Here is a 14691-nt window from a genome sequence, read left to right as displayed (position 1 = left end):
GCGCTCAGACCCGGCCCTTGAGGATGCGGTGCCAGTAGGTCCACGGCAGCAGGTAGCGGTCCACCACCCACCACACCCGCCGGCTGCGGACGGTGTCGACGAGCGGGATGCTGGGGGTGAGGCGGTCGGTGCGGTCGTACTCGCCGAGCGAGAGCCGGCTCCGCGAGGTGGTGATCGGACCGACGGTGTAGCCGTCGTAGCGCTGCAGCTCCTCGCCTCGCCGCGACCGCCGGATGTTCTCCACGACGACGGCCACCTGACGGCGCAGGCCGCCACCGGTGCGGGCGGTGCCCAGGTCGGCCCCGTCGCCGATGCACCAGATGCGTCCGTGGGCGGGGTGCTGCAGGGTCTCGGGGTCGACCGCGGCGTAGCCCCGGGTGCCCTCGGCGTCCAGTCCGGAGTCCGCCAGGAAGGCGGGGGCCCGGTAGGGCGGCAGCAGGTGCAGCAGGTCGAACGGGAGCCGCTCGGGGCCGTCGGGGGACTCCAGCACCACCACCCGGTCCTCCACGGCGACGACCGCGGTGTGCTCCCGCACCGTGATGCCGTAGCCGGCCAGGTGCGTCCGGATCTCCTGCTCGATCCGCGCCACCGGGTGGATGCGCCCGGTGTCGCAGACCAGGACGACGTCGATGTCGTCGAGCACCCCGGCGCTGCGCCAGTGGTCGCAGGCCATGAACATCGGCTTCAGCACGGTCTCGCGTCCCGACGAGGGGCCGGCGTGGATGGTGAACACGGCGGTGCCGGACCGCAGCGCCTGCACCTGGCGCCAGACCTCGGGCGCCCGCTCGCCGACGTAGGTGCTGACGGCCCGGCCGTCCGTCACCGCCTCACCCGCCCCGGGCACCTGGGACCAGTCGTGCTGCCCGCCGGGGGAGAGCACCAGGTCGCCGTAGCCGATGCGGGTGCCGTCGGCGCAGGTGACGACCTGGGCCGCCGGGTCGACCGCGACGGCCGCGGTGCGGTGCCAGTGGACGTCCGGGGGGACCACCGAGGCCTGCGGGCGACGCAGCTCGTCCAGGTCGCAGAGCCCGCCGCCCACGTAGTTCTGCAGCGGCTTGTACCAGTGGGTCTCGGACGGGTCGACCAGCCCGACGTCGGGGCAGCCGCGCCGGAGCAGCAGGGCCGCGGTCGAGATGCCGCCGTTGCCGCCGCCCACGACGAGGACGTCGTGGGAGCGGTCGACCGGAGCGGGTGCCATCCCCCGAGCCTACGTCTGGGCCGCGGGAGGGCCGCCGGTGGGTCGGGCCGGGGAAAGGGAGAGCCCCTGGTCCGAGAGGCTCGGACCAGGGGCTCCAGCTGTACACCGCCAGGGACTTGAACCCTGAACCCGCTGATTAAGAGTCAGCTGCTCTGCCAGTTGAGCTAGCGGTGCGCGCGGAAGCACACGTTACCGCAGAAGTCCTCGCGGACGAAATCAGAACCGGGCAGAGCGGGGAGGGGCTGCTCAGTCGAGACGGGCCAACTCCTCCTCGGTCAGCTGCAGGTCGGCGGCGCGGGCGCTGTCGACGATCGACTCCGGACGGCTGGCGCCGGGGATGGGGATGACGTGCTCGCCCTGCGCCAGCTCCCAGGCCAGCACCACCTGCTGCGGGCTGACCCCCCGCTCGGCGGCGATCTCGGCGAAGGCGGTGTGGCGCCCGCCCGGCTCGGCGGCCTCGGACGCGCCGCCCAGCGGGCTCCAGGGCAGGAAGGCGACCCCGTGCTCGCCGCACAGCCGCAGCTCGTCGGCCGAGCTGCGGAAGCGGGGGGAGAACTCGTTCTGGACGCTGGCCAGCCCACCCTCGCCCAGCACCTCGAGCGCCACCTCGATCTCCTCGACGTTGGCGTTGGAAATCCCGACGGCCTTGATCTTGCCCTCCGCCTTGAGGTCGGCGAAGACCTGGACGACCTCGCCGTAGACCTTCCAGCGGTCGGGGCGGTGCCACTGGAACAGGTCGATGACGTCGACCTCGAGCCGGGTCAGCGCCTTCTCGACCGCGGCCCTCAGGTACTCCGCGGAGCCGTCGCGGCCCCAGGTCTCGCCCTCGCCGCGGGTGATGCCCGCCTTGGTGCCGACCACGACGGAGTCCCGGTCACCGCCCCAGCTCTTCAGCGCGCGGGCCACCACCAGCTCGTTGTGGCCCATGGCGTCCCAGGAGGGGGCGTAGATGTCGGCGGTGTCGATGAAGTTGATGCCGGCGTCCAGGGCGGCGTGGATGGTGCGGGTGGCCTGGGCCTCGTCGGGCAGCGGCTTGCTGCTCATCGAGAGCTGCATGGCGCCGAGGCCGATCGCGGAGACGGTGAAGGGTCCGAGGGTGCGGGTCTGCATGCTGCTCACCGTAGCGGCGGGCGTCGGCGACCCCTCGTCGACCCGGGGCGTCCCCGGCCCCACCCCGGCTCGTGCTCGCGCCCGTGCGTCCCGGACCGGTCGAGCTTCACAGCCCTTCGGGCGCCTTCACAGCCGTTGCAGCGGCTGTGAAGGCGACGGAGCGGCTGTGAGCCTGCCACGGGACGGCTGTGAGGGTGCGGGACGGCTGTGAGGGTGCGGGACGGCTGTGAGGCCGGGGGTGTCCCGGGGCGGCGGGGTCAGCGGCCGGGGCGGACGGCGGCCAGCCGCTGGCGCCGGAGCTCGGCGATCTCGGGGTGGTCCAGCGGGGGCAGCTCGCGCCCGCCTAGGCCGAGGGAGATCACGTGGTCGGCCAGCGCCGGGTTGCGGGCCAGCAGCGGACCGTGGGGGTAGAGCCCGATGACCGTGCCGTTGACCGCGCCGTCGGTGCCGTCGCCGTTGCCGATGCCGACCTCGACGGTGCAGAAGGGCTCCGCGTCGGGGCCGCGGGTCGTCCAGCCGCCGTGGTTCTCGAAGCCGGTGATGTGGCGGGCCTCGCCGTCGGCGCCGGACCAGGTGCCCAGCAGCTCACCGACCGCGCGCTGCGGGCCGCGGGTGGTGGTGACGTCGAGCAGCCCCAGACCCTCGGTGACCTGGTCGTGCTCGCCCACGGTGAAGGAGCGGCCCAGGATCTGGTAGCCGGCGCAGACGCCGAAGACGGCCGCCCCGCGCTCGGCCGCCCGTTGCAGGGCGCCGTCGGCCCGCAGCAGCCGGGCCGCGGAGATCTGCGCGGCGTCCTCACCGCCGCCGATCAGGTAGATGTGGGCGTCCTGGGGGAGCGGGTCGCCGGGCTCGACGACGGTCAGCACCGGCTCGAAGCCGCGCCACTGCAGCCGCTTGGTCACCACGGTGGCGTTGCCGCGGTCGCCGTAGATCCCCAGCAGCGACTGGTAGACGAGGGCGACGTGGACCTTCTCGGGCGTGCTGGGCATCAGACGCCTCCCATCCGGCGGAGTCGTTGGAACGGGGTGTAGGTGGCGATGACGTCCACCGGCTCGGGGTGCCCGGCCAGGGCGCGGGCCAGGTCGGGCTCGACCTGGTGCTCGACCTCGGCGTAGCGCAGCCTCACCGCCAGGTCGACCGCCCGCGGCCCGGTGCAGACCACGTTCCGGCCGGCCAGCTGCTCGTACTCCACGTCCCACAGCCAGGAGACGTCGCGGCCGTCGGCGGCGGCGGAGTCGATGGCCAGCACGACCGTGGAGGTGGTGGCCAGCGGCAGCGCCTCGGCCCACCCGGCCGGGTTCTTGGCCAGCAGCAGCCGGGCGGTGGTGTCCCCGAACCGGGCGGTGGCGAAGCGTCCCGCCGGGGCGGTGACGGTGTGCATCCCGGCCAGTGCGTCCTCGGTGCCCACCCCGAGCAGCCGGGCGGCCGCCAGCGCGTGGGCGGCGTTGCCGACGTTGAAGGCGCCCGGCACCTGCAGGTCGGGGCGCCAGCGGCGGCCGTCGGCGTCGACGATCTCGCCGTCGCGGACCCGCAGGTCGGCCCGCGGTTCCGCCAGCTCGCAGCCGGTGCAGCTCCAGTCCCCGCCCTCGCCCGTCTCCGGGTCCGGCTGGGTGCGGGCCAGCCCGGCACCGCACTGGGGGCACAGCGAGGCGTCCTGCTGCCAGGTGCTGGCGGTGTCGACCCACACCACCCGGCGGGCGGTCTGCGCCGCCCAGACGATCAGCGGCTCCTCGGCGTTGGCCACCACCACCGGGCCGTCCTCGCCGGCGGCCTCCAGGGCGTTGCGCCAGGAGCGGCCCAGCGCCTTGATCTCGTGGTGGCGGTCGAGCTGGTCGCGGCTGAAGTTGAGCAGCACCAGCACCTCGGGCCGGCCGAGCCGGACGACGTCGGCCACCACCCGCTCGTCGGTCTCGAGCACGGCCACGTCGGCGCGGGGGGACCGGCTGAGGGCCGAGGCGATGCCGTGGTGCAGGTTCGCGCCGTCGGCGTTGGTGACCAGCCGGTGCGCCTGGTCGCCCAGACCCTGGCGGACCGCCGCCGCGAGCAGGTGGGTGGTGGTGGTCTTGCCGTTGGTGCCGGAGACCGCGACGATCCGGCGTCCCTGCAGCAGCGTGGCCAGGGCGTCGGGGTCGAGACGCAGCATGACCTGGCCGCGGATCGACGCACCGCTGCCCCGCCCGCTCAACCGGGACGCGGCGGCCGCCGCCCCTCCGGCCAGCCGGGCCAGCCGGGAGCGCAGCCGGCGGACCGGGCTCCGGGGGGCCGCGGGGGCGGCCGGGCGCTGCAGGGTCTGCGTCGTCATGGGGGCCATTGTGCCCGCCGCCGGCGACCTGCCCCCGCGCCCGACACCCCGGACCTCAGCTCCCCGGCGGGGGCGCCGGCGCCGCGGGGACGAAGCCGAGGCCGGTGTCGACGACGGGGGACAGCGGCTGCCCGTCCACCCAGCGCCGGCACAGCCGGCAGAACTGCGCGGCGAGCTCGGCCCGCCAGCTCCCCGTCCGCGACGACGTGTGCGGGGACACCAGCACCTGCGGCAGGTCCCACAGCGGGTCGTCGGCCGGCAGCGGTTCGACCACGAAGGTGTCCAGCGCGGCCCCCGCCAGGTGCCCGGACAGCAGCGCCTCGGTCAGCGCGGCCTGGTCCACCGTGCGCCCCCGGCCCACGTTGACCAGGAAGGACCCCGGCCGCATCCGGGCGATCACCTGCCGCGACAGCAGCCCCTCGGTCTGCTCCGTCAGCGGCGCCGCCATCACCACCACGTCCGCCTCGGCCACCGCGTCGGCGAGGTCGTCGGCCCCGAGGACCTGACCGTGCTCCGGGTCGGTGCGCGCGGTGCGGCCCAGCAGCCGGCACCGCATCCCGACCGCGCCCAGCAGGCGGGCGCAGGCCCGGCCGACGCCCCCGGCGCCGACCACGAGCACCGACCGGTCGGCCAGGTCGGTGGTCTCCCGGGTGCGCCAGCGTCGTGCCGGCTGGTCGGCCCAGGTGGCGGGCAGGTCCTTGAGGTGGGCGCTGACGCAGGCCAGCACGTACTCGGCGATGCGACGGTCGAAGACGCCGTGGGCGTTGGTGACCACCACCTCGGAGGCGGCCAGCTCGGGGGTGACCAGGTGGTCCACCCCGGCCGCGGCCACGTGCACCCAGCGCAGCCGGGGAGCACGGGCCACCAGGTCGGGCGCGGCGTCGGAGAAGAAGTCCCACAGGAACAGCGCCTCGGTGCTCGGCAGCACCGCCGGCAAACCGGCCGCGTCCACCACCACGAGGTCGACGAGGTCCTGCAGCGGCTCCAGCCCCTGCACCGGCACGTCACCCTCCAGCACGGTCACCCGCGGTCTAGCCACCGTCACCCCCGCCCACCGCGGTCAGCACCAGCGACACCTCGACCGGGGCCCCGCCGGGGAGACCGGACACGCCGACGGCCGCCCGCACCGGCAGCGAGCCGGTCGCCTCCGCCACCACCTCCGACGCCCCGTCGGCGACGGCGGACAGCGGCAGGTCGGCCTCGCGGGTGCTGACGTAGACCGTCATCGACAGCGGCAGCAGCCGCTCGGACCCGGTCAGGCAGGTGGTGGCCGCGTCCAGGGCCCGCCGGGCGGCGACCCCGGCCAGCCGGGCGCCCTCGTCCAGGCCGACGGTGCTGCCCACCTGGCCGGTGACCAGCAGGGTGTCGCCCTCGCGCGGGGTCATCCCCGCCACGAACACCTGGTCGCCGTGCCGCAGCGCCACCCGGTACGCACCGGCCGGCCGCGGCGCCGCGGTCACGGTCGGCTCCCGGGCTCGGTGACGTCGCAGCTGGTCAGCACCTCGGGCTCGTCCTCGGTGACCAGCACCGTGGCCGAGAAGCCCTGGCCGCCCACGCCGGCCCGGCGCAGCGTGGGCACCACGTGCACCACCATGCCCGGCTGGAACTCGCGGTGCTCGGTCTCCTGCAGCGACAGGATGTGCCCCTCGCCCCAGTCGGGGGCGAAGGCGATGCCGACGGAGTAGCCGCTGCGCTTGCGGTAGGTGTCCAGCAGCCCGAAGGAGTCCACCGTGGCGCGGCAGCGGGCGTGCGCCTCGGCCGGCGTGCGACCGGGACGCACGAGGGCGACGGTGGCGTCGCGGGCCGCCCGGCAGGCCTCGGCCATCGCGGCGGCCACCGGGTCCAGCTCACCCGTCCAGACGGTGTGCATCAGGGGCGCGTGGTAGCGCCCGCTGGACGCGGCCATCTCCAGCAGCACGCCCTCGCCCGGCTGGATGACCCGGTCGGACCAGGACGCGTGGATGTTGCCGGCACGCGGCCCCGACGCCACGAACGGCTCCATGCCGACGTACTCCGACCCCTGCTGGATCATGGTGGCGAAGGCCACCGCCGCGACGTCCCGCTCGCGGGCGCCCGGGACGGCCGCCAGCGCCGCCGCCCGGACCCCGGCGTCGGTGATGGCCGCGGCGGCCCGCAGCCGCTCGATCTCGGCCGGCGACTTGACCAGCCGCAGCTGCGCGACGAGCTGGTCGACGCCGACCACCTCCGTCGCGCCCAGGAGAGCCACCAGGCGGGAGTGGTTCTCCGGCACGAAGAACCACGAGCGCGACTCCAGGCCCACCCGCGAGAAGCTGCCGTGGGAGCGGACCAGGTCGGCCGTGCGTTGCAGCGGGTCCTCGGTGTCGGCGAAGCCGCGGATGTCGTCCAGGTACGTCGTGGCCTCGCCGTTGACCACCTCGGTCTCGCGCAGCAGCAGCGTCGGCTCGCCCTCGGCGGGCACCACCAGGCACTGGTACGTGTAGTAGCCGGAGGTCTCGTGGCCGGTCAGCCAGCAGATGTTCTCGGGGGTGTTCACCACGGCGACGTCCAGGGACTGCTGCTGCAGCTGGCGCTGGAAGCGGTGGAGGCGCGAGCTCTGCTCCTCGCGGCTGAAGACGGGGGTCATGACGGGTTCCTTCCGGCGGTGGTGACGGCGTAGTGGGTCTGGAGGTCCTGGAGGTAGGGCAGCTGCTGGCGGGCGGTGCGGCACGCCGCCGGGTCGACGTCGACCACGACGACCTCGGGCGCGTCCCCGGCCACGGCGGTGCGCCGCCCCCAGGGGTCGAGGAGCTGGCTGCGGCCGAAGAAGGTGGCACCGCCCTGCTCGCCGACGGCGTTGACCACGGCGACGTGCACGCCCGACTCCAGCGCCCGGGACGGGTGGTAGATGTCGTAGCGGCGCTCCTCCTCGCCGGCGGCGAAGGCGGAGGAGAACAGCAGCAGGTCGGCGCTGCGGGCCAGCGCCCGGCAGTACTCGGGGAAGGCGGCGTCGTAGCAGATGCCCAGCCCGATCCGGACCCCGGCGTGCTCCAGCAGGACCGGCCCCCACCCGGGCACGAACACCCGCCGCTCCTCCTCCCAGAGGTGGACCTTGGCGTAGACGACGTCGACCTCGCCGTCCGGGGCGATGCGGAGCAGGGCGTTGAGCGCGCCCGCGGGGCCGGCGACCGCCGCCCCGACCAGGGCGGTGGTGGCCGAGCGGCGGGTCGCCTCCCGCAGCGGGTCCAGCCGGGGGTCGCCGGGCCCCGCCAGCACCGTCGGCAGGTCGCCCTGCCGGATCAGGTCGGTGCGGTAGCCGCCCACCACCAGCTCGCTGGTGGCGACCAGCTCCGCGCCCTGCTCGCCGGCACGGGTCACCGCGGCGGCCACGGCCGCGACGGAGCCGGCGACGGGGTCGGCGTCGGGAGCGGGCCCGCACTGGGCCAGGGCGAGCCTCACCGGGCACCGGCCAGGTAGCTCTCGACGATGGCCCGGTGCACGGCCACCGCCCGGTGCAGCTGCTCGACGGGCACGTGCTCGTCGATGGCGTGCATCACCTCCAGGGTGCCCGGGCCGACGATCACCGTCGGCACCCCCGCGGCGCGGAAGGTCGTCATGTCGCAGTTGACGACCAGGCCGCCCAGGTCGGTGCGCTCGCCGGCGGCCGCCATGCCGGCCACCGCGGCGGCCACGAAGGGGTGGTCGCGCGGGGTCTCCGAGGGGCCGCCCGTGCTGGGTGCGCACTCGACGACGGCGGCGCTCAGCCGGGGGTGGCCGGCGTTGAACCGGTCGAGCACGGCCTGCACCTCGGCGAGCGCGCCGGCGTCGTCCTCGCCGGGCACCAGCCGGCGGTCGAGGGTGATCCGGCAGCGCTCCGGCACGGCGTTCGGCGCCTCGCCGCCGCTGACGAAGACGGTGGTCATGGTGGGCCCGCCGGTCAGCTCGTGGTCGCGGTCGAGGAGCTCGACGGCGAGCCGGCGGAGCTCCAGCACCAGCTCGGCCGCGCCCTCGACCGCGTTCGCGCCCAGGTGCGGGGTGGCGGCGTGCGCCGGGACACCCCGGACCTCGATCACCGGACGCACCGACCCCTTGTGCGCCGACAGCAGCTGCAGACCGGTGGGCTCGCCCACCACGCAGGCGTCGGGGCGCAGCGAGGTGATGAGGTGGCGGGCGCCGGTGCTGCCGCCCTCCTCGTCGCCGACGGCGGTGAAGACCACGGTGCCGGACAGCGCGGCGCCTGAGTCGACCAGCTCCAGCAGCGCGACGGCCATCGCCGCCAGGCTGCCCTTGGCGTCGGCGCTGCCCCGGCCGTACAGGCGCCCGTCCGCCACCACTGGGGTGAAGGGGTCGTGGGCCCAGCCGCCGCCGGCCGGGACCACGTCGATGTGGGAGTTGAGCATCAGCGTGGGCCCGGGGCCGAAGGGGACCCGGACCACGAGGTTGGCATGGCCGTCGCGGTAGCGGTCGACCTCCGGCGACAGCCCGCGGCTGCTGAAGAGGTCGGCGAGCACGGCGAGGGCGGCGGGCTCGTCGCCGCCGGGGTTGGTGCTGTCCACCGCGACCAGCGCGCGGGTGAGCGCGACCACGTCGAGGGCGGGGACGTCGGGGGCGGGGACGTCGGGGGCGGGGACGTCGGGGGCGGGCGCGCCGGAGGGCGGTGCGACGCGGGCGGTCTGGTCGGTCATCGTGGCAGGGCTCCTGACGGTGGTGCGGTGAGGGTGGTCTCGACGCCGAGCCCGGGCCCCTGGGGGACCAGGACCGCGCCGTCGAGCAGGGTGAGGGGGCCGGCGACGTCGTCGGCGGCGTCGATGTCGGCGCAGCCCCACAGCTCGGCCTCCTCGACGCCGAGCCCGACGGCGAGCGCCGTGGTGGCCGCGCAGCCCAGACGTCCCTGGTCCATCTGGCCCAGCGCGACCGACAGCCCGGCCGAGCGGGCCGCGGACACGGCGGCGCGCAGCGCGGCGACGGTGCCGCACTTCTCCAGCTTGAGGTGGACGCCCTGCACGGCACCCGCGGCGGCCAGGTCCGCGACGGCCCGGGCGTCGCGGGCGGACTCGTCGGCCCGGACCGGGACGCCGCCGGCGGCGCTCACCCGGGCCAGGTCGGCCACCCCGGACACCGGCTGCTCCAGCCAGCTGACCCCGAGCGCGGCGAGCCGGCGGGCCGCCTCGACCGCGCGGGGGACGTCCCAGCCGGCGTTGGCGTCGGTCAGCAGCTCGACGCCGTCCCCCGCGGTGGCCCGCACGGCGGCCACCCGGGCCACGTCGTGGCCCACGTCCGGTCCGCCGACGCGGATCTTGATCCGGGTGAAGCCGGCGCCGACCGCCTCGCGGGCCCGGACCCCGGCCTCCTCGACCGTGCCGAAGGGGACCTGGGCGTGGGTCGCCAGCCGGCTGGTGGGCGGGCCGCCGAGCAGCCGGTGCAGGGGACGCCCGGCCAGGCGGGCGGCCGCGTCGTGGGCGGCGACGTCGAGGGCCATCGCCGCCAGCCGGGACCGGGGCAGCAGCCCGGCGGTGCCCTGCTGCACCGTCCGGCCGAGCAGCGGGGTGCCGGTCAGGGCGGTGAGCACGACGGCCGCGTCCTCGCCGGTGGCGTAGCCGCCGTCGGTGCGCACCTCCGCCCACCCCGAGACGCCCGCGAAGTCGGCGCGGACCACCAGCGCCTGCAGGGTGGACGTGGTGACCGAGGCGTGCGCCAGCGGGCGACGCAGCGGGTGCCGGACCGACCACCACCGCAGGCCCTGCAGGACCAGCGCGCCGGCCTCGTCGGGCACGGCGCTCACCGGAGCGGGTACCCGGCGACCACGTCCAGCACCCGGTCCAGGGCCGCCGACCACTCCTGCTCGTCCTGGGCGAAGCAGAGGCGCATGTGCCCCAGACCGCCCAGCCCGAACTGGTAGCCGGGGTTGACCACGACGCCGGCGTCCCGCTTCAGCCGCAGCGAGATCTCGCGGTCGCCGACGTCGACGAGCAGCTCGGGGAAGAGGTAGGAGCTGCCGCAGGAGGGACGCACCCGCATCACGCCGGAGGCGTTGATGCGCTCCACCGTCATGTCCCGCAGCGCCTGGTACTCCCGGACCCGCAGCCGCAGGTAGTCCTGGTCGTCGGCCAGCCAGCGGGTCAGCAGGTGCTGGGCGTAGGAGGGTGCGCGCAGCGCCGTGCAGGACTGCACGTCCTCCATCCGGGCCACCACCGAGGAGGGCGCCAGCCCCACACCCAGCCGGTAGCCCGACAGCGACTCGGTCTTGGACGGTCCCAGCAGGGTCACGGTGCGCTCGGCCATCCCCGGCAGGTTGGCCAGGTGGGTGAAGGTCAGGCCGTCGTAGACGAGGCGGCAGTAGAGCTGGTCGGCCAGCACCCAGAAGTCGTGCTCGACGGCCAGCTCGGCGATCTGCAGCAGGGTGGAGTCCTGGTAGACCATGCCGGTCGGGTTGTTGGGGTGGGAGAAGACCATCAGCCTGGGTCCGCGTGCCGCCGCCTCGGCCAGCGCCTCGGGGTCGAGCACCGGCCGGCCGTCGTCGTCGGGGAAGGTCATCGGGATCCGGAGCACCTCCGCCCCGAAGTAGCGGACCATCCGCTCGGTCGACAGGTAGTCGGGGTCGGGCAGCAGGACCAGGTCGCCCGGCTCCAGCAGCGAGGCCAGCGCCACGAAGAGCGCGCCCTGGGTGCCCGGGGTCAGGATCGGCTCGAGGCCGTCGCCGCTGGGCAGCCCCAGCACCTCGCGGACGTTGCGGGAGACGGCCTCCCGCACGCCGGTGTCGCCGCGGTAGGGGGTGTAGGTCATCCCCGCACCGCCCGCCGCGGCCACGAAGGTCTCCACCGCCCAGTCCGGCGGCGGGAAGCGGTGCGTGTTGGCGTAGGTGGCGTCGAGCAGGTCGGCGGGGCCCGGACCGTTCTCCAGCTCGCGCTCGGCGTCTCGCAGCGACAGGCCGATGTGCTCGCTCAGCTCGGGCATGTCGAGTCGGGCCAGGGCGGTGGGCAGGTGGGACACGGTTCTCCTTGCTGGGGTTCACCCGCGCGGGTCGCAGCGGGTCGGACGTGGTCGTGGGGGGCCGCCGGAGGACGGCCCCGGAGGAGGTCAGAGCAGGCCGCGCAGGACCTGGATGCCCTCGGTGACGTGGCGCTCGGTGAGCTCGGCGACCCGGTCGCGGTCGCCGGCGGCGAACGCCTCGAAGATGGCGCGGTGCTGGCTCAGGGACTCCTGCAGCCGGCTCGGCTGCTTGAGGTAGAGGTGGATGTAGCGCTCGCTCAGCAGGCGTAGCCGCTGCAGGGCGGCGAAGGTGGCGGCCATCCGGGCGGTCTCGTACATCGCGAAGTGGAAGTTGCGGTCGTCGTGGCGCGAGTGCTCGTGGTGGCCGCCGCTGGTGTGCTCGGCCTGCACGTCCAGCACCGCCCGCACCCGCTGGACGTCACCCGGCTCGGCCCGCTCGGTGGCGGTGGTGGCGAGCAGCACCTCCAGCACGGTCCGGCCGGCGTAGACGTCCTCGGCGTCGGCGAGCGACATCGGGGCCACCAGCAGGCTGCGGTGCGGCCGGTCGACCACCAGACCCTCCGAGGCGAGCCGGGACAGCGCGTGCCGCAGCGGGATGCGGCTCACCCCCAGCTCGTCGGCGAGCCGCGCCTCGTCGAGCTTCTGCCCCTCGCGCAGGTGGCCCTCGACGACCCACTCCCGCAGCTGGGCGTAGGCCCAGTCCTGCTTGCGCCAGGTGGGGGAGTGCGGGGGCTCCCCGGGCGCACCCGGGACGCTCACTCGTCCTCCTCGCGCAGGAAGGCCCGGGCCCGTGCGCTCTGCGGCGCGGTGAAGAACCGGGCGGCCGGGGCGTCCTCCACGACCCGGCCCTCGTCCATGAACAGGACGCGGTCCGCGCTCTGCCGGGCGAAGGACATCTCGTGGGTCACCACCGCCACGGTCATCCCGAGGTCGATGACCTGCCGCATCACCCGCAGCACCTCGCGGGTGTGCTCGGGGTCGAGGGAGCTGGTCGGCTCGTCGAAGAGCATCAGCGTGGGCTCCATGGCCAGCGCCCGGGCGATGGCCACCCGCTGCTGCTGACCCCCCGACAGCTCGTGCGGGAAGTAGCCGCGGCGGTTGCCGAGGCCGACCAGGTCGAGCAGCTCCTCGGCCTGGCGGCGTGCCTGCGGCAGCGCCACCTTCTTCACCCGCCGCGGGGCCAGCGCGACGTTGTCCAGCACGCTCAGGTGCGGGAACAGGTTGAACTGCTGGAACACCATGCCGATGGCGCCGCGGAGGTGGCGGTGGGTGCCCTCGGGGGTCACGAAGGTCTCCCCCTGGAACACCACCGAGCCGGCCTGCAGCTCCTCCAACCCGGCCAGGCACCGCAGCGCGGTGGACTTGCCGGCCCCCGAGGGTCCGAGCAGCACGACGCACTCGCCGCGGTGGATTCGCAGGCTCACGTCCGACAGCACGGTGGTCGAGGCGTAGCTCTTGGTGATGCCCTGGGTCTCGATCAGGATCTCGCTCACCGACGTCCTCCTTCTGCGACGAGCGCCCGCGTCTCCTGCCGCTGGCGGCGCTGGGCCTTGCGCGACACGTCCATCCGCACCTCGACGGCGTGCACGAGCAGGGTGCACAGCGTGGTGAGCAGCAGGTAGTGCACCGCGGCCGCCAGCAGCGCGTTGACGTAGTCGAAGTTGCCGGCGGCGGTGCGCTGGGCGACCAGCAGCAGGTCCTGCACCGCCACCACGGACGCCAGCGCGGACGTCTTCAGCATGCCGATCAGCTGGTTGCCGGTGGGCGGCAGCACGAGCCTCACCATCTGGGGCAGCACGACGTGCAGCATCGTCTGGACCCGGGTCAGCCCGAGCATGTGCGAGGCGGTGCGCTGGCCCCGGTCCACGCCCAGCAGGCCGCCGCGGATGATCTCGGCCATGTAGGCGGCCTCGTTGAGGCTGAGGGCGATGATCGCGCAGGTGAAGGAGTCGAACCGCAGCCCGACCAGCGGCAGCACGTTGAAGACGAAGATGAGCTGCAGCAGCACCGGCGTGCCCCGGAACAGCCACACGTACACCGCGACCACGCCACGCAGGACCGCGAAGCGGGAGCTGGCGCCGAGCGCCAGCAGCAGCCCGCCGAGGACGCCGAGCGCCATCGACAGCACGGTCAGCGCGATCGTGACCAGCGTGGCCGTCAGGAACGCGGTCGAGACCACGTACTCCAGCAGCTGCACCTCAGTCACCCGACTCCGTGGCGGCCGGCTCGCCGAGGAGGGCGGACTCCGGCGGCAGGTTGTAGCGGGCGATCAGCTCCCGGTAGGTGCCGTCGGCGACCAGCTCCTGCAGCCCCGCCTCGACGGCGGCACGGGTCTCGGTGTCGCCCTTGCGGACCGCGATGCCGATCTGGGTGCCCAGCTCGAAGGTGCCGGCGATGTCGAAGTCGTCCCCGCGCTCGGTGAGCGTGTAGGCCGCGCCGGGGGTCGAGGTGTCGAACCCGTCCGCGCGCCCCGAGGTCACGGCCAGCAGGGCGTCCTGGTTGGTGGGCAGCGCCATGATCGTCATCGGCTCCAGCCCCTTGGCCTCGAGCTCGGTGTTGAACTGCTCCATGTAGGTCTCGCCGATGGCGCCGCGGGTCACCGCGATGGTGCGCCCGGAGAGGTCGTCGGGGATGGTGGCGATGCCCAGCGGGTTGCCCTTGGGGACGAGCAGCGCCTCGCCGACGACCAGGTAGGGGACGAAGTCCACCTGCTCGGCACGCTCCTCGTTGATGTACATCGCGGAGTTGATGATGTCGACGCGTCCTCCACCCAGGGCGGGGATCAGGCCGTCGAAGTCGATGTCCAGGGGTGAGGGCCGCAGGCCCATGTAGCCGGCCAGGCTCTCGGCCATGTCGACGTCGAAACCGGTCAGCTCGGTGCCGTCCTTGTACTCGAAGGGCGGGAAGGTGGCGGCGACCCCGTAGGTCAGCTCACCCGCCTCCACCAGGGTGGCCGGCGGGGTGACGGTGACGGGGCCGGTGGGGGCCTCGGGCTCGCTGGAGCAGGCGCTGGCGGCGACCAGCACCGCGGCCGCCAGGAGCAGGGCGCCGGGGCGTCGAGCTGTCCTCTTCATCGGGAGTTCCTTCGTGGCTCGGTGTGCGCGGTGGCAACGTCGCCAGCCTCTCGCGGAAT

15 protein-coding genes and 1 tRNA gene are annotated in these 14691 nt (G+C 74.7%); all 16 read right to left on the bottom strand.

The features are described from left to right. Positions 1-4 precede the first annotated feature (4 nt). The 16 genes from GC722_RS17090 to GC722_RS17015 all read right to left on the bottom strand — a co-directional run bounded on the left by GC722_RS17090 (position 5) and on the right by GC722_RS17015 (position 14632). Positions 5-1198, bottom strand: a complete 1194-nt coding sequence (locus GC722_RS17090; RefSeq protein WP_156611935.1) for an NAD(P)/FAD-dependent oxidoreductase — start codon at positions 1196-1198, stop codon at positions 5-7. Positions 1199-1299: 101 nt separating this feature from the next. Beyond that, positions 1300-1372 (bottom strand) — tRNA-Lys (locus GC722_RS17085). A gap of 72 nt (positions 1373-1444) precedes the next feature. Beyond that, positions 1445-2308, bottom strand: a complete 864-nt coding sequence (locus GC722_RS17080) for an aldo/keto reductase (RefSeq protein ID WP_156611934.1) — start codon at positions 2306-2308, stop codon at positions 1445-1447. Between the two features lie 257 nt (positions 2309-2565). Next, positions 2566-3297, bottom strand: a complete 732-nt coding sequence (locus GC722_RS17075; RefSeq protein ID WP_156611933.1) for a type 1 glutamine amidotransferase — start codon at positions 3295-3297, stop codon at positions 2566-2568. Further along, positions 3297-4448: a MurT ligase domain-containing protein gene (locus GC722_RS17070; protein ID WP_156612184.1), complete on the bottom strand. Its 1152-nt coding sequence runs from the start codon at positions 4446-4448 to the stop codon at positions 3297-3299. The genes GC722_RS17075 and GC722_RS17070 overlap by 1 nt, the downstream gene beginning before the upstream one ends. A 217-nt stretch (positions 4449-4665) precedes the next feature. Then, complete coding sequence (locus GC722_RS17065; RefSeq protein ID WP_331715009.1) at positions 4666-5634, bottom strand: D-2-hydroxyacid dehydrogenase; 969 nt, start codon at positions 5632-5634, stop codon at positions 4666-4668. A 7-nt stretch (positions 5635-5641) separates the two neighbouring features. Beyond that, complete coding sequence (locus GC722_RS17060) at positions 5642-6070, bottom strand: RidA family protein (RefSeq protein WP_197430245.1); 429 nt, start codon at positions 6068-6070, stop codon at positions 5642-5644. Continuing rightward, positions 6067-7215 (bottom strand): M24 family metallopeptidase, encoded by a 1149-nt coding sequence (locus GC722_RS17055; RefSeq protein ID WP_156611931.1) that lies wholly within the window; start codon positions 7213-7215, stop codon positions 6067-6069. Before GC722_RS17055 ends, GC722_RS17060 begins: the two co-directional genes overlap by 4 nt. Then, positions 7212-8027, bottom strand: a complete 816-nt coding sequence (locus GC722_RS17050; RefSeq protein ID WP_156611930.1) for a carbon-nitrogen hydrolase family protein — start codon at positions 8025-8027, stop codon at positions 7212-7214. The genes GC722_RS17055 and GC722_RS17050 overlap by 4 nt, the downstream gene beginning before the upstream one ends. Beyond that, a complete protein-coding gene (locus GC722_RS17045) occupies positions 8024-9253 on the bottom strand; it encodes a M20 family metallopeptidase (RefSeq protein WP_156611929.1) in 1230 nt (409 codons plus the stop codon). Before GC722_RS17045 ends, GC722_RS17050 begins: the two co-directional genes overlap by 4 nt. Beyond that, positions 9250-10350, bottom strand: a complete 1101-nt coding sequence (locus tag GC722_RS17040; protein ID WP_197430244.1) for a mandelate racemase/muconate lactonizing enzyme family protein — start codon at positions 10348-10350, stop codon at positions 9250-9252. Before GC722_RS17040 ends, GC722_RS17045 begins: the two co-directional genes overlap by 4 nt. Beyond that, a complete protein-coding gene (locus GC722_RS17035) occupies positions 10347-11558 on the bottom strand; it encodes a pyridoxal phosphate-dependent aminotransferase (protein ID WP_331715008.1) in 1212 nt (403 codons plus the stop codon). Before GC722_RS17035 ends, GC722_RS17040 begins: the two co-directional genes overlap by 4 nt. Positions 11559-11645: 87 nt before the next feature. Then, complete coding sequence (locus tag GC722_RS17030) at positions 11646-12317, bottom strand: GntR family transcriptional regulator (RefSeq protein WP_156611928.1); 672 nt, start codon at positions 12315-12317, stop codon at positions 11646-11648. Further along, on the bottom strand, positions 12314-13051 hold the full coding sequence (locus GC722_RS17025; RefSeq protein WP_331715007.1) for an amino acid ABC transporter ATP-binding protein: 738 nt from the start codon (positions 13049-13051) through the stop codon (positions 12314-12316). Before GC722_RS17025 ends, GC722_RS17030 begins: the two co-directional genes overlap by 4 nt. Continuing rightward, entirely contained in the window at positions 13048-13764 is a 717-nt protein-coding gene (locus GC722_RS17020) for an amino acid ABC transporter permease (protein WP_331715006.1), read from the bottom strand. Before GC722_RS17020 ends, GC722_RS17025 begins: the two co-directional genes overlap by 4 nt. Beyond that, a complete protein-coding gene (locus GC722_RS17015) occupies positions 13757-14632 on the bottom strand; it encodes an ABC transporter substrate-binding protein (RefSeq protein WP_156611927.1) in 876 nt (291 codons plus the stop codon). Before GC722_RS17015 ends, GC722_RS17020 begins: the two co-directional genes overlap by 8 nt. Positions 14633-14691 lie beyond the last annotated feature (59 nt).

It is taken from the genome of Auraticoccus cholistanensis (genome assembly GCF_009742705.1).
In the GTDB taxonomy this organism is placed as follows: domain Bacteria; phylum Actinomycetota; class Actinomycetes; order Propionibacteriales; family Propionibacteriaceae; genus Auraticoccus; species Auraticoccus cholistanensis.
The sequence above is the reverse complement of the archived record's forward strand: the minus strand, read 5'-3'. Positions and strand labels throughout refer to the sequence as shown.